Raw genomic sequence first — 21,953 nt, 5'->3', positions numbered from 1 at the left:
CATGATGGGTTTGAATATCCTGGTTGCCGGAGGCGCAGGCTTTATCGGCTCCAGTCTGGTCCGGAATCTCGTATCGCATGGCCACCGGGTCACGGTCGTCGACAATTTCCTCGCCGGGGCGCGGTCCAATCTCGCCGAGGTCGCGGCATCGGTGAACATCGTCGAATGCGACGCATCGATCGCGGAAGATATCCGCGCGGTGGTCATGAAGGTCCAGCCGACGCATGTCGTCAGTTGCATCGGTGATACCTATATCCCCGCCGCCTATCATGCGCCGGCCCGCTTCTTTCGCAATAATCTCGACGCCCATCTCAACCTGCTCCAGGCGTGCCGGCAACCGGGAATCGTCAAATTCCTCTACCTGTCCACGGCCGAGGTCTATGGCAGCCAGAGCATCGCTCTCGACGAGGAAAGCACGCTTGGCGCCGCCAACACCTATGCCGTGTCGAAGCTCGCCGCCGACCGGCTGATGGAGACATTCGCGCTGGAACATGGCGTTCCCACACTGATCGCCCGCATGTTCAACTGCTATGGCCCGCGCGAAACCCACGCCTATATCGTTCCCGAACTGATCGACCAGTTTTACCACTCGGCGGACGTGTCGATCGGCGACATTCGCCCCGTCCGCGACCTGACCTTCGTCGAAGACAGCGCAGAGGCATTGCGCCTGTTGCTGACCGCATCCACCTCCGCCGGCGATGTCGTCAATGTCGGGTCCGGCGTCGGGATCGACATCGGCACGCTCGCGGAGCGCATCGGACGGCTGATGGGACACGAAACCCCGGTCGTGCACAGCGACGAAGCGCGGTTCCGCCGCAACGAGATCGATGTCATCCGGTGCGACAACGGGAAGCTCCGCGCGCTGACCGGCTGGACGCCGCAGGTCCCGCTCGACGAAGGACTGCGCCGGACGATCGGCTGGTTCGCCGACCACGGCGCCCGCTGGCCCTGGCAAAGCCACGACGAGGAATCGGGCCGGCACAGCGAGATCGCGCACCTCCATCGTGCGTGACGGCGCGGCCAGCCGCCCGCAACGCGTGCTGATCGTCTATGACGGGGTGCCGCCCTGGCGAAAGGGCGGCGCCGAGACCCGGCTCGGTGCCATCGCGCAGGGCCTGGCCGCGCGCGGATGGAAGGTCGACTGGCTGGGACTTGTCGGCGACGATGGCGCGGCCGGTCAGATGACGGGCGGCGTGCGTGTCACGGGCGTCGGACGCGAACCGCCGCCGCGTTCGACACCGCGGCGCGGGCTGTGGCGGACCGCGCGTTTCCTGTGGGGACTGTATCGCGCCGACTGGCCCGAGGCCGATGTCGTGCTGCTCGGCCAGACGCCATGGCTGCACTATTTCATCGCCCGGTGGCGCACGCCGCACCATGTCCCTATCATCGTCGATTGCTGGGAGGTATGGGGGGAATTCTGGCGCAGCTATTATGGCGGGGCGATCGGCGGCGTCGGGCGCGCGATCGAGCGCGCGATCTTGCGCCGCGCCGACATGATCGCGTGCATATCGCCGCAGACGCGCACGGCAGCGCTGGAACGGGGGGCCGATCCGGCAAGGCTGCGCGACCTGCCCAATGGCGTCGCGCTGAACGACATCGGCACCGGGCCTACCGTGCGGCGTTTTGGCGAGATCGTCTATTGGGGCCGGCTGGTCCCCCACAAGAATGTGCATCTGCTGATCGAAGCCTTTGCGCTGTTGGCGAGCGGCCATCCCGACGCGCGGTTGACCATTCTCGGCGGCGGGTCCGAGCAAGACCGGCTGGAAGCCCTGGCCGATGCGCTGGGTGTCGCCGGGCGGGTCGAATTTACCGGGACGGTCGAGGATGCCCGCACCGCATTTGCCCGGATGCGCGAGGGATGGATCAGCGTCCAGCCGTCGACGAGCGAGGGGGGCGGCAGCATCGCGGTGCACGAGGCGCACGCCTGCGGCCTTCCCGTGGTCGCCTTCCGGCACCCGCAGGGCATCGACCCCGCGCTCATCGACGAAGGCATGACGGGATATTGGCTCGACCGGGTCGATGCCGCGACGCTAGCCGGGAAACTGGCCGAATTGTTCGCCGACCCCGCCCGCGTCGATGCGCAGCGCCCCGCCTGCCTCGCCGCCGCTGCGTCCCTCGACTGGCCTGTTATCGCCGAACGATATGAAGACGCCCTCCTCGATGCGATCGCCTCGAAGCGGCGGTAGGGATTGCGCGTCACTTCCCTAATTTGTCGGATTAACTTACAGTTTACCATAAGCCCGGCGCGCCGAATCCCGCATTTGCGCCAGTGGCACGGCGCTTGCTTAGGCTATGGTGATGCTGAAAAAGATCGGACGCCTGTTCGTCATCAAGACCCGTTTCGAGGCCTGCCTCATCATCTATGCGCTGGCGGTCGGCGCGATGGCGCGCGGTGCGGCCTATATCCATGAATATCCTGGCACGGGCGGCAAGTTGTTGCTGCTCGCCTGCACCGGTTCGGTATTCCTTGCGGGCGCGAAAATATTCGATTGCCTGCGTTACGAACAGGCGGCCGCCGACGCAGCAAAACGAGCCGGCTGAACCACGACGGCCTTTCGCCTGTCATCAGGATATGCGAAGGCACAGCGCATGAGCAGGATCAGCGGCCGGCCGGCCATCAGCACCGAGCATGTCTACGGCCTGTCGCTGCGGGTCGCACGCTGGCGTGAGGGCACGCCCGGTACGCCGCTGCTGTTCCTGAACGGGATCGGCGCCGATCTCGCGGCCGCCGCTCCGCTGCTCGCCCAGATTCACGGCCGCGAGGTGTGGACACTCGACATGCCCGGCGTCGGCGGATCGCCCGACGCGCTTCTCCCCTACGGCGCGCCGACGATCGCCGCCGTCGTGATGGAGATCGCCGACCGGTTGGGCCACAAGCAGGTCGACCTTGCCGGTTTCAGTTGGGGCGGCGCGCTGGCGCAGCAGATCGCGATCCAGTTTCCGGGCCGCGTGCGCCGGATGATATTGATGGCGACGACCCCCGTCATGGGCGCGCCGGGCATCGGCTGGGCCGCGATGTTCGACGACGACATGCTGGCGAGCGGCCTGAAGATCCAGACCGCGACGCCGCTTGGTATCGCATATCAGACCGCGGCGATGGCGGGTTGGACGAGCGTCGCTTTCCTGTCCGGCCTGAAGAATATTCCGACGCTGGTGCTGGCAGGGAAACAGGATGGCGTGATGCCCGCCTGTTATGGCCAGATGCTGGCCGAGCAGATCGACGGCGCGCTGCTCGAAATGGTGCCGGGATCGCACCTCTTTCCCTTTACCCACGCGGCCGCGATCGCGGCGCGGATCAGCGCGTTTCTGGACCTGCCGGCGACGGCGCAAGCCGCCGCGTAAGGAAATCGGCGATCGTCCGGGCCGTGGCGTCGGGCGCTTCTTCCATTGGCAAATGGCCGATACCGGGCAACAGCACGACCTCCGACCCCGCGATACGTTCGTTGAACGTCTTCGCCGCCGTCGGATTGATCAACCGGTCCTTGTCGCCGAACAGGATCAGCGTCGGCGCCTCGATCTCACCAACCCGCGCCGCCATCGCGGGTTCGCGGTCCATGCGCGCGCGCAGCACCGTCGCCTCGCGATTGCCGGGGAAGCGCAGCAATTCCCAGTAACGATCGATCATCGCATCGTCGACGATCGCCTGTCGTTCGACCGACCCGCGCAGCGATTCCTCGACCAGCGCGCGCGGTGTGATTTGCGTCGCGAGCCAGCGGCCAAACGGATATTCGAGCACGCGGAACCCGATATTCGACGGCGGCGCCTTTTCGCCCTTGCGCAGCGGCATGCCAGCGGCATCGAGCAGCAACAGCGCATCGACACGTCCGGGCTGCGCGAGCGCGTAGCGCCAGGCGACCCAGCCGCCCATCGAATTGCCGCCGAGAATGAAATGGTCGAGCCCGGTTTTCGCCGCGACGACGTCGACCGCGGCTATCATCCCGGCCGCGCTGTAATCCTTGTCGGGCGTGCTGCCGGTCAGGCCATGCCCGGGCAGGTCGAGCGTGACGATCCGGTATGTCCCGCCCAGCCGCTTCACAAGCGGTTCCCATGTATCGAGGCTGCTGTTCGACCCGTGGAGCAGGACGATCGCGGGACCGTCGCGCTTGCCCTGATCGCGGTAATGGATTCGCTGGCCCGCGGGGCCCGAGACGAAGGCCGCGTCGGGTCCGCCATATTTGGCGATCATCTCGTCGCGGTCGGTGTCCGAGGTGCGAAGCGCGAGGAAAGCGGCAAGGATCGCGAGCAACAGCCCGAGCGGGATCAGGACCCGCTTGCGACGGAGCAGCGGGCGCCGCGGTGGCGGCGGATCGAATTCGTCGTCGTCGGCAATCATCACGCCCCCCTCAAGGCTGCCTGCGATGGTAACGCAAGGGCCCGCCTCGTCAATCCAGCTTTAGGGTCATGACCCTAATGATGGATCGAACGGCGGAAGGTTTCGGGCAGGAAGAGCAAGCCGACAATGAGCGTGATCACCGCGATGACGACCGGATACCAAAGCCCGTAATAGATATTGCCCGTCGCCGCGACCATCGCGAAGGCGGTCGTCGGCAGGAAACCACCGAACCAGCCATTGCCGATATGATAGGGCAGCGACATGGCGGAGTAGCGAATGCGGCTCGGGAACAGCTCGACCAACAGCGCGGCGATCGGGCCGTAGACCATCGTCACCAGCAACACGAGGTAGAAGAGGATCGCGACAACGAGCGGCTTGTTGATCGCCTTCGGATCGGCTTTTGCCGGATAGCCAGCGTCGGTCAGCGCATCGGCGAGTTCGGCACGGAATGATGCGATGGCGTTCGCCCGATCCTCCTCGGCCAACCGCCAGGGGTCGGGCGCGGCGAGCACCCGCGAGCCGATCCGTACCCGCGCCGGGTCGCCCGTCATCCGCTCGCGCGTGAAAGCGGTGTAGCTGACGCCCGCCTTTGCCAGCGTCGATTTGATGATGTCGCAGCCAGTGCTTTCGAACTTGTTGCGGCCGATCGGGTCGAACTGGAAGGCGCAGGCATCGGGGTCGGCCGCCATGATCACCGCGGCATTCTGCTGGGCCTTCGCCATCGCAGGGTTCGCGGCGCTGGTTAGCATCTGGAAGGCGGGGAAATAGGTGAGCGCGGCAAGCGCGCAGCCCGCGAGGATGATCGGCTTGCGGCCGACCTTGTCACTCAGCCAGCCGAAGAAGATGAAGAATGGCGTGCCGAGCGCGAGCGCGATGGCGATCAGGATGTTCGCGGTCGCGCCGTCGACCTTCAGCGTCTTTTCCAGGAAGAAGAGCGCATAGAATTGACCCGAGTACCAGACCACCGCCTGCCCCGCGACGGCCCCGAACAGGGCGACGATCACCCATTTCAGATTTTCCCAGCGGCCAAAGGCTTCGGTCAGCGGCGCTTTCGACGTCGTGCCCTCTTCCTTCATCTGCTTGAAGACAGGGCTTTCCTCGAGCTGGAGTCGGATCCAGAGCGACACGCCGAGGAGGATCACCGAAATCAGGAAGGGAATGCGCCAGCCCCAGTCGGCGAAGGCGGTTTCACCAAGAACCGAGCGGATCAGAATCACAACGCCGAGCGCGGCGAACAGGCCGAGCGTCGCGGTCGTCTGGATGAAGCTGGTGAAAAGCCCACGTTTGCCGTCGGGTGCATGTTCGGCGACATAGGTGGCAGCGCCGCCATATTCGCCGCCAAGCGCGAGCCCTTGAACCAGGCGAAGCAGCACCAGCATGATCGGCGCCGCGACACCGATCGAGGCGTAGCTTGGCAGGACGCCGACGAGGAAGGTCGACGCCCCCATCAGCCCCATGGTGACAAGAAAAGTGTTCTTGCGTCCGACGAGATCGCCGATGCGCCCGAACACGAGCGCTCCGAAGGGCCTTACCGCAAAGCCCGCGGCAAAGGCCGCGAGCGCAAAGATGAAGCCGGTAGTCTCGTTGACGCCCGAGAAGAATTGCGCCGAGATGACGGTCGCCAGCAGGCCGTAGAGGTAGAAATCATACCATTCGAACACCGTGCCGAGCGACGAGGCCAGGATGACCTTGCGCTCGCTCTGCCGGGTATCGATTACCGCCCCGTCGTCGCCGTTCGTCATCCGCTACCCCTTCGCCCGTTATCGTGTCGGGCGAAGGGTCTAGCGGATGGACGGCAAGCGTCAACCGACGCGCTTGACCGCGCCCTTGTGCGCGCCGACGCTCTTGTTGCGCGGGCGGAAGCGCCGCTTGCGCTGCGGCTGGCCGTCGGCGGCGGGACCATCGCGGCGCGGACCGCGATCGCCCCTCGGCTGGTTGCCGCCACGACCGCCCTCTCCGCGCCCGGCGAGCGCTTCGTCGCGCTGGCGCTGCGGGTTGCGGCCCTTGCTGCCGGTGTCGCGCGGCGGGGCCGCAGGCTTGGGCAGGTTGCGCACGAGTTCGTTGAAGCCCTCGGGCAGCGCCATCGGTTCGGACTTGGTGCGGGTGACGCGCTCGATATCGCGCAGATAGGTCCGCTCGTCGGGAGCAACGAAGCTGATCGCGATGCCCTCGGCGCCGGCGCGCGCGGTGCGGCCGATGCGGTGGACATATTGTTCGGGAACATTCGGGATCTCGAAATTGATCACATGGCTGACGCCCGACACGTCGATACCGCGTGCGGCGATGTCGGTCGCGACGAGCAGGCGCACCTGGCCCGAGCGGAAGGCCTGCAGCGCGGTCGTGCGCTGCGCCTGGCTCTTGTTGCCGTGAATCGCGAAAGCTTCGATGCCGGCGCCCTTGAGGTGGCGGACGACGCGGTCGGCGCCATGCTTGGTGCGGGTGAAGATCAGCGCGCGGTCGATGTCCGACGTCTTGATGACGTGGTGGAGCAGCGCCTGCTTTTCCTTCTGCTCGACGAAGGTCGAGAACTGGCGGATCTTTTCGGCGGTGGTCGCCTGCGGCGTCACCGACACGGTCACCGGATCCTCGAGGAACTGTTCGGCGAGGTGCGCGATTTCCTTCGGCATCGTCGCCGAGAAGAAGAGGTTCTGGCGGCGCGAGGGCAGCAGCTTCGCGATGCGGCGCAGCGAATGGATGAAGCCCATGTCCATCATCTGGTCGGCTTCATCGAGGACGAAGATTTCGACATCGTCGAGGCGCAGCGCGCGCTGGTCGATCAGGTCGAGCAGGCGACCCGGGGTGGCAACGAGGATTTCGACGCCCTGCGCGAGGTCGCGGATCTGCTTGTTGATCGGCACGCCGCCAAAGACGGTCGAGACGCGCAGCTTGGTAAAGCGGCCGTAATCGCGGCAGCTCTGCGCGATCTGCGCCGCGAGTTCACGCGTCGGCGCGAGCACGAGCATCCGGCAGCTGCGCGGATTGGTCTTGTGCGGATAGGTGATCAGGTGGTGGATCGAGGGCAGCGAAAAGCCCGCAGTCTTGCCGGTACCGGTCTGCGCGATGCCGCACAGGTCGCGGCCCTTCATCAGCGGCGGAATCGCCTGCGTCTGAATCGGGGTCGGCTGGGTATAGTCCTTGGCGGCAAGCGCACGGTTGATGTCGGCGTGCAGGCCAAAGTCGTTAAAAGTCGTCATAAGATACTCACATAGGGCGACGCGCATGACGTCCGTTCGGATCGAACGGACGGCGCACGGCCGCGGGTTCGAAACGACCCGCGTGAAAGGGTGCCTCTGGGGACAAAGCGCTGGTCCGGCTCGCCCGCGCCTGAATATGGGCGGGAAATCACGCTGCCGGTGGTTGCGGCGGGTGATCCCGCCATGCTGCGCTGCACAATATATGGCATATGGGGCGCAATTTTGCAAGTCGGTTACGAATGTAAGTGTCGCGCACCTTGTCGCCGCGCCCTTCTTTCGTCATCAAATGCGAAACAGGGAGAGCATCATGGCCGAGAAGATCATCGTCATCGACGAAGGCACGACGTCGACGCGCACGATGCTTTTCGGCGCCGACGGCACCCCGCTCGGCAGCGCGCAGCGCGAGATCCGGCAGCATTATCCCGCCCCCGGCCTCGTCGAACATGACGCGGCCGAAATCTGGGAGGCGACGCTCGCCTGCACGCGCGAGATGATCGCGCAAGCCGGCGGCGCCCACCAGATCGCCGCAATCGGGATCACCAACCAGCGCGAGACGGTGGTATTCTGGGACCGCGCGACCGGCGAACCGCTGGCGCATGCGATCGTGTGGCAGGACAGGCGCTCGGCAGCCGACTGCGCGGCGTTGAAAAAGGCCGGCCATGAAGCGATGGCACAAGCGAAGAGCGGGCTGCTGCTCGATCCCTATTTTTCGGGAACGAAGATCGGCTGGGCGCTGGAGAACTGGCCGCAGCTTCGCGAGGCCGGCGACCGGCTCGCGGTGGGCACGGTCGAATCCTATCTGGTCTATCGCCTCACCGGCGGCGTGCATGTCAGCGATGCGAGCAATGCATCGCGTACGCTGCTGATGGACATCAACGGCAAGGGCGGCTGGGACAGCGAACTGTGCGACCTGCTCGGCGTGCCGATGGGCCTGCTCCCCGAAATCACCGGCTGTACAACGACGGTCGGCACCACCGATCCCGCGCTGTTCGGCGGCGCCATCCCGATTTGCGGCATGGCGGGCGACCAGCAGGCGGCGACGATCGGGCAGGCGTGCCTGTCGCCGGGGCAAACCAAGGCGACCTTCGGCACCGGCGCCTTCATATTGTCGGCGAGCGGCACCGCGCGCCCCCAATCGACGAACCGCCTGCTAGCAACCGTGCTGGTGCAGGAAGGCGATAGCCGCAGCTATGCGCTCGAAGGATCGGTGTTCGTCGCGGGCAGCTTGATCAAATGGCTCCGCGACGGGCTGGGCCTGCTCGCGAGTGCCGGCGAGAGCGAGGGCCTCGCGCGCTCGGTCGCCGACAATGGCGGCGTCTATCTGGTTCCCGCCCTCGCCGGTCTCGGCGCCCCGCACTGGCGCCCCGATGCGCTCGCGGCGCTGTCGGGCCTGAGCTTCGCCACCGGCAAGGCGCATGTTGCGCGCGCCGCGCTCGAAGCGCAGGCCTATCAGGCGCACGACCTCAAGTCGGCCTTCGCCGCCGACGGCGTCGACTGGGCCGAGGTACGGATCGATGGCGGCATGGCGGCGAACGACTGGATGGCGCAGGATCTGGCCGATATGCTCGATATCGTCGTCGAGCGGCCCGATTTCGTCGAGAGTACGGCGCTGGGCGCCGCGATGCTCGCAGCCACCGGCGCGGGCCTCTATCCCGATCTGGCAAGCGCCGCAAAGGCGATGCGCGGGACCGCAACGCGCTTCACGCCCGCGCTCGACGCCGCCAAACGCAAAACGCGCCTTGCCGGGTGGCAAAGCGCGCTTGCAAAGGTTTTGGGCTGAAGCCGATCCCCCTTTCGCGGGGGCACGGCTTAGCGCTTGAGGGTGAGACCACCGAAGCGCTTGTTGAACTTCGCAACCTGGCCGCCCGCGTCGAGCATACGGCCCGTGCCGCCGGTCCATGCCGGGTGCGCCGTCGGGTCGATTTCGAGCGTCATCACGTCGCCCTCTTTGCCCCAGGTCGAGCGCGTCTGATATTCGGTGCCATCGGTCATCTTGACCGTGATCATGTGATAATCGGGGTGCGTGTCTTTTTTCATGTCTCTTGGCTCCTGCGCCGCCGGTTACCGACCGGCAGCTGAGTCGATGCTTTCCCCGTCACGGGGCCCGCGAAGCGGCTGCCCCTAACGACGAAAGCCTGAATTTGCAAGCGTTGCTTAGTCGCTCGGCGGATCGGCGATCATCGCGGTGAACTGGCATTCGGTCGCCAGCTGGCCGCCCAGCATCGCCTTGCCTTCGAACTTGCAGATATTCCGCTTCGCCTGAAGGATGGTGACGTGCAGGTCGAGCAGCACGCCGGGTTCGACGGGCTTGCGGAACTTCACCCCGTCGATGCCCATGAAATAGACCAGCTTGCCCGAGCCGCCGAGGCCGAGCGATTCAACTGCCAAAATGCCGCCGGCCTGCGCCAGCGCCTCGACGATGAGGACGCCGGGCATGATTGGCCGGCCGGGGAAATGCCCCTGAAAAAAGGGCTCGTTCATCGTCACCGCCTTGACCGCGTGGATCGAGGTATCCTTCACCATCGATTCCACCCGGTCGACGAGCAGCATCGGATAACGATGCGGCAGCAGCGTCAGGATCCGGCGGATATCCACCGGGCCCATCGCCCCTGCCGCGTTTTCCCCGTCCGTCATGGCGTTTAGCGCGTGGTCGGCGCGGTGCCGGCGGGCGCTGCCGGCGTCGCCGGTGCCGTACCCTGCGCAGCGCGGGCCGCGTTAGCGGCGGCCTGATTCTTCTGCTGCATCAACTGGCCGGGCTGATAACCGGCCGGCGGAACGATCTGGACGTTCGGAACAAGCGTGTTGAGTTCGGCGACGATCGCATCGGTGATGTCGACATTCTTTTCGGCGGCGAGAACGATCTGCGGGTTGTAGCTGAGCAGGAGGTCAACCTTGCGCTTGGTCATGCCGGCCTTGACCGCCTCGTCGAGACGCACGCTGATCTGGTCGATCGCGTAGGTACGCGCGACTTCATAGGGCTGCGACAACTGGCCCAGTTCGCGCTGCGCCGCCGCCGACTTGTCCTGGAACGCCTTGACCGCGGCATCGAGAGCCGCCTGATTGCGCGGCGTCTTCTTCGATTCCTCATTGGCCTTTGCACGCAGCACATTGAGTTCGGCTTCGAGCGTCTGGCTGCGCGCTTCGACCTGGTCGATCTGCGTCTTATAGGTCGTGCCGATCTGGGTCACGGCCGTCTTGTAGGCGTTCGACTGGGCGACGGCGACTTCGAGATCGGCGACTGCCGAACCCTTGGTCGACTGAGCCGTCGCCGAAGCGGCGAACATCGGCGAAACCGACACGGCGGCAACGGCAAGAGCCGAAGCGACAAGAATTTTCTTCATTAGAATTGGGTTCCTACGTTGAATGAGAAGCGTTTGGTATCATCGCCCTCTTCTTTGCGAAGGGCGTAAGCGAAGTCGATCCGGAAGGGACCGAAAGGAGAGTTCCAGTTGACACCGGCGCCGATCGAGACGCGCGGCATCCACGTATCACCGAAGAAGCGTTCCTCGAACGGCGACAGGTTCGACGTCGTCCCGTCGGGGCAGTTCGTATAGGCCGTCTGCGGCACCGGCGGCGTGGCCGGGTTGTTGTCGTGGTCGATCGGTGCGCCCAGCGTACCGAAACTGACACTGCCCGTCGTCGAGTTGCGACAGAGATTCTTGGTCAGGCCGTCGGCGGGATCGGTGAAAGTCGCAAGCGTCGTCAGCGTCGGGCGCTTCACGCTGAACACCGACCCGACGTCGAGGAAGATCGACGGCCGCAGGCCCAGTTCCTTGGCACCGGTGCCGAGCGGAATATCGAGTTCGAGACGACCCTGATAATAAGCGCGACCGCCGAGCGCATCGTCGATCTGGCCGCGATCGCTGCCGTCGGTGATGACCTTCGGATTCGCAGGGTCCGTGTTGTCGACGCCGTAGCGGATGACGCGCGGGCCGACGCCGCGGATGTCGAAGCCGCGCATCTGCGGTTCGCCGAGGAAGAAGCGGTCGGTCAGGCGGACCTTGTCGCTGGTCGGCGTCGGACGGCCGCCGAACGGATAGATATAACCGCCCTCGGCCGACAGGTTCAGGATGAAACGACTGCCGAGGTTGAAGTGCTTCGACGCGTTGGCGCGGGTGCGGACATATTTGACGCTGCCGCCGAGGCCCGCGAAATCCTGGCTGAGCGAAAGCGACTGGCCGCGCGTCGGACGCAGGCGGTTATCGCGGTCGTCATAGGCCAGCGTATAGCCGACGAGCGACGTCGTCCGCTTGCCGATCGCGTCGCAGAGATAGCGGCCCGCAACGAAGGGATCGCACTCGCCGCCGAAATAATAGAGGCCGCGGTCGAGCGTTACATCGTCATAATTGAGGCTGTAGCGCGCGAAGAAGGACATGAATTCGGTGAGAGGCACGCCGGCGTTGAGCTGGAAGCCCGTCGTCACCTGTTCGAAGGTCGTGCGGCGATCGTTGTTGATGAAGTTGAACGAGTTCAGATCGCGGCGATAGATGCTGCCGCCGACCGAGATGTTGCGGTCGAACAGATAAGGTTCGGTGAAGCCGAGTTCGATCGACTTCGAATAGCTCGAATAGTTGACCGAGGCCTGCAACTGCTGACCGAGGCCGCGGAAGTTGCGCTGGCGGATCGACGCCTGGAGCAGGAAATTCTCGATCGACGAGAAACCGGCCGACAGCGAAAGTTCGCCGGTCGGCTTTTCCTCGACATTGGTTTCGAGGACGATGCGGTCGGGCGCGCTGCCTTCCTTGCGCTCGATTTCCAGATTTTCCTGGAAATAGCCGAGACTGTTCAGGCGGTTCTCGGTGCGTTTGATACCGAAGCTGTTGAAGGCGTCGCCTTCGTTCAGGCGGAATTCGCGGCGCACGACCTTGTCGTGGGTCAGCGTGTTACCGTTGACGTCGATGCGCTCGACATAGGTACGCGGGCTTTCGGCGACGTTGAAGGTGATCTGCATCGTCCGCGTTTCGGGATCGCGGCGGAATTCGGGATTGATATCGGCAAAGGCGTAGCCGAACAGGCCCGCGGTCTCGCTCAGGCTCTCGACGGTGTCTTCGACCAGCTTCGCGTCGTACCAGTCGTCCTTCTTCATCGGCAGCAGCTTCTTCAGCATTTCGGGCTGGAAGTCGCGCAGCTCGCTCTTCACGTCGACGTCGCCGAACTTGTAGCGTTCGCCTTCCTCGACGACATAGGTGATGATGAAGTCCTGCTTGTTGCTGGTCAGCTCGGCGACCGCCGAAATGACACGGAAATCGGCATAGCCGTTCTGCAGGTAGAAGAGACGCAGCTTTTGCTGGTCATAAGCCAGACGATCGGGATCGTAGCTGGTGTTCGACGACAGGATCGTCAGCAGGCCCGATTCCTTGGTCGCCATCTCGTCCTTGAGGTCGCCGTCGCTGAACTTCTCGTTGCCGATGATGTTGATCTGGCGGACCTTCGACTTCGGCCCTTCGTTGATTTCGAACACGACGTCGACGCGGTTCTGGTCGAGCGACACCATCTTCGGTTCGACCGTCGCGGCGAAGCGACCCTGCCGCTTGTAGAGTTCGATGATGCGCGCGACGTCGGCGCGGACCTTCGAGCGCGTGAAGATCTGGCGCGGCGCGAGCTTGATCTCGGGACGGATCTTGTCTTCCTTGAGGCGCTTGTTGCCTTCGAGGATGACGCGGTTGATCACCGGGTTCTCGGTGACCTGGATCTGCAGCGCACCGGCATTGTCGGTGATCTGGAAATCCTTGAACAATTCGGTTGCGGCGAGGTCCTTGAGCGCCTGATCGAGCGTCGCGCGGTCATAGGGCTGGCCGACGCGCAAACGCAGATAGGACAGGATCGTCTGCGCCTCGAGACGCTGGTTGCCGACAACGGTGATCGACTGGACCGTCGTTGCCGCCGGCGCCGCTTCGGGCGCGGGAGCCGGGACTGTCGGCGGCGCGACCTGCTGCGCCATCACCGGCGCGCTGAGCATCGTACCTGCCATGAGGAAGGCCGACAGCTGGGTCCGCGCCGAGAATTTGTGTGAAGCCACGCTGTTCATCCCGAAAAAATAACTCAAAAGCGACAAACCCGCCTGACCGCGGGTTCGCGCGCAACTCCCTGCCCCAGACTCGCTATCCAATCAAGCGGGCGATCCCGTCCCACACGCCAATTGAGCCCAAATCGTTGAAAGTCACGACCAGCATCAGCGTGACGATCGCTGCGAAACCGAATCGGAACGCCCATTCCTGCGCCTCAGGGGGCGCGGGACGGCGCCGGATCGCCTCATAGGCGTAAAAGACCAGATGACCGCCATCGAGCATCGGCAATGGCAAGAGATTGATGAACCCCAGATTGATGGAAATGAAGGCCGTGAAGAAGATCAGCGTGGCAATGCCGAGCGTCGCCATTTCCCCCGACTGTTTGGCAATCTTGATCGGCCCGCCCATTTCCTTGACCGAACGCTGGCCGGTCACGAACTGGCCCAATATGTCGCCGGTCAGCCGGACGATGCCCCAGGTCTGCGCCGCGCCCGTCTGGAGCGCCGTCAGCGGACCGACCGCGCCATACACCGGCGCGCCCGAACGGATGCCGATAACCGCCCTCTCGCCCCTGTTTCCGAAGCGGTCGGTCTCCGAAATCATGCGCGGCCGCAGCGTCACGGCGACGCGTTCACCGCTGCGATCGATCACGAGATCGGCGGGCTTGCCGAGATCATAGGCGACAGTCTGCGGAATATCGTCGAAAACATCCATCGAGCGGCCGTTGATCGACACGATACGGTCGCCGACCCGAAGCCCCGCTTCCTGCGCCGAACTCTGCGGCTCGACCGCGCCGATCACCGGCGGCGTCTGCGGGATTCCATAGGTCATGTAGAGCGCGGCGAAGATCGCGATAGCGAAGAGAAAATTGGTCACCGGGCCCGCGAGGACGATCAGTGCGCGCTTCCATACCGGCTGCGCCGGGAAGGTGTGCAAGCGCTCGGCGACGGGCAGGTCCTGCCACCCGGCATCGGGCTGGCTGACCGCGTCTCGGTCGCCCGCGAACTGGACATAGCCGCCCAGCGGCAGCCAGCCGATCTTCCATTCGGTACCGCGCTTGTCGGTCCAGCCGAGAATCTTGCGGCCGAAACCGATCGAGAAGGTGTCGGCCTTCACCCCGCACCAGCGGCCGACGATATAATGGCCATATTCATGCACGAAGACGAGCGGGCCGAGGACCGCGAGGAAGGCGACGAAATATAGCCAGATGGGCACATTAGGCATGTTCGTACTGGTCCACAAAATGCTGCGCGGCCGCGCGGGATGCGGCATCGACGCTGAATATGTCCTGAAGCGAGGTCGGCACCGCCGGCGCATCGGCGTCAATCACGCGGTGCACCATATCGACGATCGCAGGGAAGGATATACGGCCGGCGAGAAACGCGGCGACCGCCACCTCGTTCGCCGCGTTGAGCTGCGCCGGGCGCGCGCCGCCCTCGGCGATCGCGGCGCGGCAGAGCGCGGTTGCCGGAAAGCAGACCTCGTCGGGCGCCTCGAAATCGAGCCGTGCGATGCTGGCGAGGTCGAGCGGGGCGCAGGGCGTCGCCATGCGCTGCGGCCAGGCGAGTGCGCTGCTGATCGGGATACGCATGTCGGGCGAGCCGAGCTGGGCGAGGGTCGAGCAGTCGATATATTCGACCAGACTATGAATCACCGACTGCGGATGGACGAGGATTTCGATGCGGTCGAGCCCGACCGGGAACAGGTGATGCGCCTCGATCAGTTCGAGCCCCTTGTTCATCATCGTCGCCGAATCGACGCTGATCTTGGCGCCCATCGACCAGTTCGGATGCGCGACCGCCTGCGCCGGGGTGACGAGGGCCATGTCGGCGGCGCTCATCGTGCGGAACGGCCCGCCGCTCGCGGTCAGGATGATCCGCCGCACCTGATCGATGCGCCCGCCGGCGAGGCACTGGAAAATCGCATTATGCTCGCTGTCGACGGGCAGGATCGTCGCACCCGACCGCCGTGCGGCAGCGGTCATCAGTTCGCCCGCCGAAACGAGCGCCTCCTTGTTCGCGAGCGCCACGTCGGTGCCCGCCTCGAGCGCCGCCATCGTTGGCGCCAACCCCGCGGTGCCGACGATCGCTGCCATCACGAGGTCTGCCGGCCGCTTCGCCGCCTCGACCAGCGCATCGGCGCCCGCCGCGGCCACTATGTCGGTTCCCGCCAGCGCCTCGGCCAGTTCGGCGTAGCGGCTTTCATCGGCGATCACCGCGATGTCGGGGCGAAATTCCTTCGCGAGCTTCGCCAGCTCGGCGACGTCGCTGTTCGCGGTCAACACGCCGACGGTCCACGCCTCGCCGTCGCGGCGCACGAGATCGAGGGTCGATTGCCCGACCGATCCCGTCGCACCGAAGAGCGAGAGGCGGCGTGTCATGTCAGCCAGCCGCCCGCACGGCGATCTGCCCGACGAAGGCCAGCAAGCCGAGCAGCAGCGCGACCGGCAGCACACCGTCGACGCGGTCGAACAAGCCGCCGTGGCCCGGGATGAGCTTGCCCGAATCCTTGACCCCGGCGCGGCGCTTCATCCAGCTTTGCGCAAGGTCGCCGAGCTGCGCGAGCAGCCCCATGAACAAGCCGATCCACAAAGGAACACCGATGATGCCCGCACGGTCGCCGATCGTCGCACTGGCGATCAGCGCCGCGACCATGCCGCCGATGAGGCCCGACCAGGTCTTCGACGGGCTGATTTTCGGCGCGAGGCGTGCCCCGCCAAAAGCGCGGCCAGCGAAATAGGCGCCGATGTCGGTCGCCCAGACCATGCCGAAGACCCAGAGCGCCGCGGTCATGCCCAGATGGTCGCGAATGAACCAGAGCCCCGCCATCGCACCAAGAACGAGGATGGGCCCGAGCAGATTGAGTGCCGCCTTGCCGCCACTGCCGATCGTCATCGCGCGAACCAGCGCGAACCATTCGACGAGGACGAGCGCGCCGCCGACGAGGAGCAGCACACCGAACGCGAGGCCGCCGAACCAGAGCGCGGTCCCCGCGATCGCGAACAGCACGATCGCCGAACCGATGCGTACCCACAGGTCCGATTTGCCCGCCGCCATAATCAAAGTCCCCCGTAACGGCGATCGCGCCGTGCAAATTGATCCAGCGCCGCCTTCAGGTCGGCCGGGCTGAAATCCGGCCATAACTTGTCGGTGAAATAAAGTTCGGCATAGGCCGACTGCCAGAGCAGGAAATTCGACAACCGCACTTCGCCCGAGGTGCGGATAAGCAGGTCGAGCGGCGGCATGTCGGCGGTGTCGAGGTTCGCCTCGATCGCCTCGGCCGTGATTTCACCCTGCGCCGCGGCAGCGGAGGCCGCGCGCACCAGTTCGTCCTGCGCGCCATAGTTGAGTGCGACGGCAAGCGTCGTGCGCTTGTTGCCCGACGTGCGTTCGAGCGCATTGTCGATGAGGCCAACGACGTCGGGCGCAAGCGCGCGCCAGTTGCCGATGACCTTCAGCTTCACGTCGTTCGCGGCGAATTCGTCGAGGTCGGACAGGATGAAACGCTTCATCAGCCCCATCAGGTCGCTGACCTCTTCCTCGGGCCGCTTCCAGTTTTCGGAACTGAACGCGTAAAGCGTCATCGCCTCGATACCGAGGTCGCCCGCGGCGCGCACGATCGTGCGGACGGCCTCGACGCCGGCCTTATGACCCGCGACGCGCGGCAGCAGGCGCTTTTTCGCCCAGCGGCCATTGCCGTCCATGATGATGGCGACATGGCGTGCGACGTGGCTGGCGGCTGAAGTCGTCATGCGATGTACAGCGTCCCGGAAACCGACCGATCCACTAGCCCAGGATTTCCTTTTCCTTGGCGGTCGCGGCGGCATCGATTTCGGCGATCGTCGCGTCGGTCAGCTTCTGGACCTCGGTTTCCGACCGCTTGCGGTCGTCCTCGCTGATTTCCTTCTTATTCTCGTCGGCCTTGAGGTTGTCCATGCCGTCACGGCGGACGTTGCGCACCGCGACGCGCGCCTTTTCGGCATATTGGCCGGCGAGCTTCGACAGTTCCTTGCGGCGTTCCTGCGTCATTTCGGGGATCGGCAGGCGCAGCATCTGGCCGTCGACGATGGGGTTGAGGCCGAGGCCCGCCGAACGAATCGCCTTGTCGACCGGGCCGACGTTCGACTTGTCCCACACCTGCACCGACAACATGCGCGGTTCGGGCGCGCTGACCGAGGCGACCTGATTGAGCGGCATGTGGCTGCCATAGACCTCGACCGTCACCGGATCGAGCAGCGCGGTGTGCGCGCGACCGGTGCGCAGGCCGGCGAGATCGCTCTTCAGCGATTCGACCGCGCCGTGCATGCGGCGTTCGAGGTCGGCCTTGTCATATTTCGCCATCTGTCTTTCCTCTCTTATGCGTTGCCGGCAGCGTCGCTGACGACGGTCGAGACCCCCTCGCCCGCCAGGACACGCGCCAGATTGCCGGGTTCGCGAATGTTGAACACCACGATCGGGATATGATTGTCGCGGCAGAGCGCCACCGCACTCGCATCCATCACCTTCAGATTGTCGGCGAGAACGCGGTCATAACCCAGCGTATCGTAACGGACCGCGGTGGGGTCCTTCTTGGGATCGGCGTTGTACACGCCATCGACGCTCGTGCCTTTCAGCAGCGCATCGCACTTCATTTCGGCGGCGCGGAGCGCGGCACCGCTGTCGGTCGTGAAATAGGGGGCACCGACGCCCGCGGCGAAGATCACCACACGCCCCTTTTCCATATGGCGCTCGGCGCGGCGGCGGATCACCGGCTCGCACACCTTGTCCATTTCGATCGCTGACTGGACGCGCGTTTCGACGCCGAGCTGCTCGAGCGCATTCTGCATCGCGAGCGCGTTCATCACGGTCGCGAGCATGCCCATATAATCGGCCTGCGCGCGGTCCATACCCTTCGCTGCGCCCGCCATGCCGCGGAAGATGTTGCCGCCGCCGATGACGAGGCAGATTTCGAGCCCGCGATCCTTTGCCGCCTTCACTTCGGCGGCCATGCTCGCGACGGTTTCCGGGTCGATGCCGAACGGGCTGGAGCCCATCAGCGCCTCGCCCGACAGTTTCAGCAAGATACGTTTCATGCCGGGCAGAGTCATGATCGGGGGGAACCTCATGCAATCGGTGAATAAGCGAATGGCGCGCACCCTAGAGCGGGCACGCGCCATTGCCAAGCGGACTACCGCGACGGACGCGGCAATCCTTATCTTCTCTTTTAGACGCCAGCGGCTGCCGCGACTTCCGCCGCGAAATCGCTTTCTTCCTTCTCGATGCCTTCACCGAGCTGGAAGCGAACGAAGCCCTTGAGCGTGATCGTCGCACCGACATCCTTGCCGGCAGCGGCCACGACTTCGGCGACCGGGGTCTTGCCGTCCATCACGAACAGCTGCGACAGCAGCGCGTTTTCCTTGCGGTACTTGGCGATCGCGCCGTCGACCATCTTCGAAACGATGTCGGCGGGCTTGCCCGACTGCGCGGCCTTTTCCTCGGCGATCGCGCGTTCGCGCGCGACGAGGTCGGCGTCGAGGTCGTCGCCGTTCAGCGCCAGCGGGTTCGCGGCGGCGACGTGCATCGCGAGCTGCTTGCCGAGCGGTTCGAGAACGTCGGCGCCGGCGGTCGATTCGAGCGCGACGAGCACGCCGATCTTGCCCATGCCGGGCGCGGTCGCGTTGTGGACATAGCCCGTGACGACGCCCGAGTTCACCGAAACGATGACGCTGCGGCGCAGCGACTGGTTTTCACCGATCGTCGCGATGTTGCTGGTCAGCTTTTCGGCGACGGTGCCACCCGACGGATAAGTCGCAGCTGCGAGCGCTTCGATGTCCGAGATGTTGCCGGCGAGCGCAACCTGCGTCACGTCGCGAACGAAGTCCTGGAACTGCTCGTTCTTGCCGACGAAGTCGGTTTCGCTGTTCACTTCGACCATCGCGCCGCGGTTGCCGTCGGTGACGACACCGACAAGACCTTCGGCGGCAACGCGGCCGGCCTTCTTCGCGGCGGCGGCGAGACCCTTGGTACGCAGCCAGTCGATCGACGCTTCGATGTCGCCGTTGTTTTCGGCGAGCGCCTTTTTGCAATCCATCATGCCTGCGCCCGTGCGGTCGCGCAGTTCCTTGACGAGAGCGGCCGTAATTTCAGCCATGGAATCTTCCTTTCAAAAGGGGCGAGCCCTTCTGGCCCGCGGGACGCCCGCGCGCATGGCGGGGCGATAAGTCAAAGGGATGACAGGGACGGCGTGGACCTGCCGCGCCGCCCCGTCATGCCCGAGCGATTATGCGTCGCTCTGACGTTCGGTTTCGGCAGCGGCTTCGGCCGGGACCTGTTCGTCCTCGGTCGCCGGAGCGGCAGCTTCTTCGAGCACCGGCTCGGCGGTCGGTTCGACGGCGGCACCCAGATCTTCGCCGCGGTTTGCGCGGGCCTGCTGGCCGCCACGGGTCGCCGCCTGGGCAACCGCGTCGCAGTAGAGGCGGATGGCGCGCGCAGCGTCATCGTTCGCCGGAACCGGGAAAGCGATGCCATCGGGCGAAACGTTCGAATCGAGGATCGCGACGACGGGGATGCCAAGGACGTTGGCTTCCTTGATCGCCAGCTCTTCCTTGTTCGCGTCGATCACGAACATCACGTCGGGAATGCCGCCCATGTCGCGGATGCCGCCGAGCGACAGTTCGAGCTTGTCGCGTTCGCGGGTGCGGTTGAGCACTTCCTTCTTGGTGAGGCCCGAGGTGTCGCCCGAAAGCTGCTCTTCGAGCGTCTTGAGGCGCTTGATCGAGTTCGAGATCGTCTTCCAGTTGGTGAGCATGCCGCCCAGCCAGCGGTGGTTGACGAAATGCTGGCCCGAAGCGCGGGCCGCATCGGCGATCGGGCCCTGCGCCTGGCGCTTGGTGCCGACGAACAGGACCTTGCCGCCGGCGGCCGAGGTCGAGGCGATGAAGTCGAGCGCGCGCGCAAAGAGCGGCACGGTCTGCGACAGGTCGAGAATGTGGATGCCGTTGCGCGCGCCGAAGATATACGGCTTCATGCGCGGGTTCCAACGATGGGTCTGGTGGCCGAAGTGGGCGCCAGCTTCGATAAGATTCTGCATCGTGACGACAGGTGCCGCCATAGTCTTTCTCCTTCCGGTTAGTCCTCTGGAAGGCAAGAACCGAGGTCCGCACGCGGATGATCCCGGCACCGGTATGTGCGCCTTCCATGTGGAATGGGCGGCCCGTTAACGGCGCGGGCCGGAAAAATCAAGGGGTCTATAACGAACGGGCACGCCATTCACCGCAACGCCGAAGACTCAATTCGACGACAAAGCGACTCCGTTCGTCGCAAAAGAGTTGAGAACAAAACGTGAACATGGAACAAAAAGCCCATGGAAACCGTCGCTGGTTAACAGAAGGTTTCGCACAAGAAAGCCGGAAGGACAAGATCATGGTTCAGGTCGCAGCCGCTCTCCTCTTCGCCCTCGCCGCCGGACTCGGCGTCACGGTGATCCTGGCCATGCTCAAGAATAACGAGAATGCGATTCTCTCGGCACTGCTCGGCGAAGGCGCTTTCCCTGTCGAGACGGCACCGCTTCCCGGTCCGGCATCGCAGAAGGTGACGCTGCGCCGTTCACCGGCGCGCCGCGATGCCCTGCGCCCCGTTCGCGCCGCGGCTCGCATCCAGCCGCAGCTCAGCCGCGCCGCCTGACCTTCGCATAGCTCGCGACCCCGAACGGCAGCGTCGCGGTATAAACGGCGCAGACCGCCAGCAGGGTCGGCCAGGGCGCGGTGACGAGCGCGGCGCCGAGGAGGCCCACCCCCGCCAGGGCGAACAGGCGCCACGAACGGCGCAGGCGGATCGACGACCAGCTGTAGGTGGGAATCGCCGAAATCATCAGCATGGCAACGCCAAGCCCCCACGGCATCACGACATACCATTCGCGGAACAGGTCGTTGCCCGTCGTCAGCCACAGATAGACCGGCACGAACGACAGCCCCGCCCCCGCCGGCGCGGGGATACCCGTATTGAAGCCCGCCGACTTGTGCGGTTGCACCTCGGCATCCATCCGAGAATTGAAGCGCGCAAGGCGCAGCGCGCAGCACACCGCCAGCGCGAGCGCCGCGGTCCAGCCGAACTTGGGAGCATATTGCAGCGACCAGAGGAACAGGATCATCGCTGGCGCGACGCCGAAGGCGATCACGTCGGACAGCGAATCGAGTTCGGCGCCGAACTTGCTCTGCGCGCGGAGCAACCGCGCGATGCGCCCGTCCATGCCGTCGAGCACTCCGGCGAAGATGATCGCCGCGAGCGCCTTTTCCCATTCCTCGCCGATCGCGAAGCGAACGCCGGTCAGACCGAAGCAGAGCGCGAGCGCGGTGATCGCATTGGGTGCGAAGGCCCGCAGGCTGATACCGCCGATGCGGCGCCCGGCGGCATCCGGCGCGACCAGCTCGTCATCCGCCAT

22 protein-coding genes are annotated in these 21,953 nt (G+C 65.1%); 6 read left to right on the top strand and 16 right to left on the bottom strand.

Annotated elements, in window-relative coordinates:
* Position 1: 1 nt before the first annotated feature.
* The 4 genes from VGU00_RS12725 to VGU00_RS12710 all read left to right on the top strand — a co-directional run bounded on the left by VGU00_RS12725 (position 2) and on the right by VGU00_RS12710 (position 3,342).
* Positions 2-1,012 (top strand): NAD-dependent epimerase/dehydratase family protein, encoded by a 1,011-nt coding sequence (locus tag VGU00_RS12725; protein WP_327469035.1) that lies wholly within the window; start codon positions 2-4, stop codon positions 1,010-1,012.
* Entirely contained in the window at positions 1,005-2,186 is a 1,182-nt protein-coding gene (locus VGU00_RS12720; RefSeq protein ID WP_327469033.1) for a glycosyltransferase, read from the top strand. Before VGU00_RS12725 ends, VGU00_RS12720 begins: the two co-directional genes overlap by 8 nt.
* Positions 2,187-2,298: 112 nt before the next feature.
* Positions 2,299-2,541 (top strand): hypothetical protein, encoded by a 243-nt coding sequence (locus VGU00_RS12715; RefSeq protein ID WP_327469031.1) that lies wholly within the window; start codon positions 2,299-2,301, stop codon positions 2,539-2,541.
* A 48-nt stretch (positions 2,542-2,589) separates the two neighbouring features.
* Positions 2,590-3,342, top strand: a complete 753-nt coding sequence (locus tag VGU00_RS12710) for an alpha/beta fold hydrolase (RefSeq protein WP_327469029.1) — start codon at positions 2,590-2,592, stop codon at positions 3,340-3,342.
* Here VGU00_RS12710 and VGU00_RS12705 read toward each other — a convergent pair.
* The 3 genes from VGU00_RS12705 to VGU00_RS12695 form a co-directional block, all read right to left on the bottom strand.
* Entirely contained in the window at positions 3,296-4,333 is a 1,038-nt protein-coding gene (locus VGU00_RS12705) for an alpha/beta hydrolase (RefSeq protein WP_327469831.1), read from the bottom strand. The genes VGU00_RS12710 and VGU00_RS12705 overlap by 47 nt on opposite strands.
* Before the next feature lie 74 nt (positions 4,334-4,407).
* Entirely contained in the window at positions 4,408-6,075 is a 1,668-nt protein-coding gene (locus VGU00_RS12700; RefSeq protein ID WP_327469027.1) for an MFS transporter, read from the bottom strand.
* Between the two features lie 60 nt (positions 6,076-6,135).
* Positions 6,136-7,527, bottom strand: a complete 1,392-nt coding sequence (locus VGU00_RS12695; protein WP_327469025.1) for a DEAD/DEAH box helicase — start codon at positions 7,525-7,527, stop codon at positions 6,136-6,138.
* Positions 7,528-7,834: 307 nt separating this feature from the next.
* Between VGU00_RS12695 and VGU00_RS12690 the strand changes: the two genes are divergently transcribed.
* Entirely contained in the window at positions 7,835-9,307 is a 1,473-nt protein-coding gene (locus tag VGU00_RS12690) for a glycerol kinase (protein ID WP_327469023.1), read from the top strand.
* Positions 9,308-9,336: 29 nt separating this feature from the next.
* On the opposite strand, the gene rpmE is transcribed toward VGU00_RS12690, so the two are convergent.
* The 12 genes from rpmE to rpsB all read right to left on the bottom strand — a co-directional run bounded on the left by rpmE (position 9,337) and on the right by rpsB (position 20,624).
* Positions 9,337-9,564 carry a 50S ribosomal protein L31 gene (rpmE, locus tag VGU00_RS12685; protein ID WP_058814783.1) on the bottom strand — a complete coding sequence of 76 codons (228 nt, stop codon included), beginning with the start codon at positions 9,562-9,564 and terminating at the stop codon, positions 9,337-9,339.
* A gap of 117 nt (positions 9,565-9,681) precedes the next feature.
* Positions 9,682-10,161 carry a 3-hydroxyacyl-ACP dehydratase FabZ gene (gene fabZ, locus VGU00_RS12680; protein WP_327469019.1) on the bottom strand — a complete coding sequence of 160 codons (480 nt, stop codon included), beginning with the start codon at positions 10,159-10,161 and terminating at the stop codon, positions 9,682-9,684.
* Positions 10,162-10,166: 5 nt separating this feature from the next.
* Entirely contained in the window at positions 10,167-10,868 is a 702-nt protein-coding gene (locus VGU00_RS12675; protein WP_327469017.1) for an OmpH family outer membrane protein, read from the bottom strand.
* Positions 10,868-13,555: an outer membrane protein assembly factor BamA gene (gene bamA, locus VGU00_RS12670; RefSeq protein ID WP_327469015.1), complete on the bottom strand. Its 2,688-nt coding sequence runs from the start codon at positions 13,553-13,555 to the stop codon at positions 10,868-10,870. Before bamA ends, VGU00_RS12675 begins: the two co-directional genes overlap by 1 nt.
* 73 nt (positions 13,556-13,628) lie before the next feature.
* Positions 13,629-14,759, bottom strand: a complete 1,131-nt coding sequence (gene rseP, locus VGU00_RS12665) for an RIP metalloprotease RseP (protein WP_414713533.1) — start codon at positions 14,757-14,759, stop codon at positions 13,629-13,631.
* The gene (locus tag VGU00_RS12660; protein WP_327469011.1) at positions 14,752-15,915 is read right to left on the bottom strand and encodes a 1-deoxy-D-xylulose-5-phosphate reductoisomerase; all 1,164 of its coding nucleotides are present in this window, start codon (positions 15,913-15,915) and stop codon (positions 14,752-14,754) included. Before VGU00_RS12660 ends, rseP begins: the two co-directional genes overlap by 8 nt.
* A 1-nt stretch (position 15,916) precedes the next feature.
* Positions 15,917-16,591: a phosphatidate cytidylyltransferase gene (locus tag VGU00_RS12655; RefSeq protein WP_327469009.1), complete on the bottom strand. Its 675-nt coding sequence runs from the start codon at positions 16,589-16,591 to the stop codon at positions 15,917-15,919.
* Between the two features lie 2 nt (positions 16,592-16,593).
* A complete protein-coding gene (gene uppS, locus VGU00_RS12650) occupies positions 16,594-17,286 on the bottom strand; it encodes a polyprenyl diphosphate synthase (RefSeq protein WP_327469007.1) in 693 nt (230 codons plus the stop codon).
* 34 nt (positions 17,287-17,320) lie between these two features.
* Positions 17,321-17,875: a ribosome recycling factor gene (frr, locus tag VGU00_RS12645; RefSeq protein WP_293646677.1), complete on the bottom strand. Its 555-nt coding sequence runs from the start codon at positions 17,873-17,875 to the stop codon at positions 17,321-17,323.
* A gap of 14 nt (positions 17,876-17,889) precedes the next feature.
* A complete protein-coding gene (gene pyrH, locus VGU00_RS12640) occupies positions 17,890-18,621 on the bottom strand; it encodes a UMP kinase (protein WP_327469005.1) in 732 nt (243 codons plus the stop codon).
* A 116-nt stretch (positions 18,622-18,737) separates the two neighbouring features.
* The gene (gene tsf, locus VGU00_RS12635; RefSeq protein ID WP_327469003.1) at positions 18,738-19,664 is read right to left on the bottom strand and encodes a translation elongation factor Ts; all 927 of its coding nucleotides are present in this window, start codon (positions 19,662-19,664) and stop codon (positions 18,738-18,740) included.
* A 129-nt stretch (positions 19,665-19,793) separates the two neighbouring features.
* Complete coding sequence (gene rpsB, locus VGU00_RS12630; RefSeq protein ID WP_327469001.1) at positions 19,794-20,624, bottom strand: 30S ribosomal protein S2; 831 nt, start codon at positions 20,622-20,624, stop codon at positions 19,794-19,796.
* Between the two features lie 311 nt (positions 20,625-20,935).
* Here rpsB and VGU00_RS12625 point away from each other — a divergent pair, with 311 nt between their 5' ends.
* On the top strand, positions 20,936-21,196 hold the full coding sequence (locus tag VGU00_RS12625) for a hypothetical protein (protein WP_327468999.1): 261 nt from the start codon (positions 20,936-20,938) through the stop codon (positions 21,194-21,196).
* Here VGU00_RS12625 and VGU00_RS12620 read toward each other — a convergent pair.
* Positions 21,180-21,953, bottom strand: coding sequence for a phosphatidylcholine/phosphatidylserine synthase (locus tag VGU00_RS12620; RefSeq protein ID WP_327468997.1), 774 nt, complete (start codon positions 21,951-21,953; stop codon positions 21,180-21,182). The two genes, VGU00_RS12625 and VGU00_RS12620, sit on opposite strands and share 17 nt — an antisense overlap.

The organism is Sphingopyxis sp., assembly GCF_035944815.1.
GTDB lineage: Bacteria > Pseudomonadota > Alphaproteobacteria > Sphingomonadales > Sphingomonadaceae > Sphingopyxis.
The sequence above is the reverse complement of the archived record's forward strand: the minus strand, read 5'-3'. Positions and strand labels throughout refer to the sequence as shown.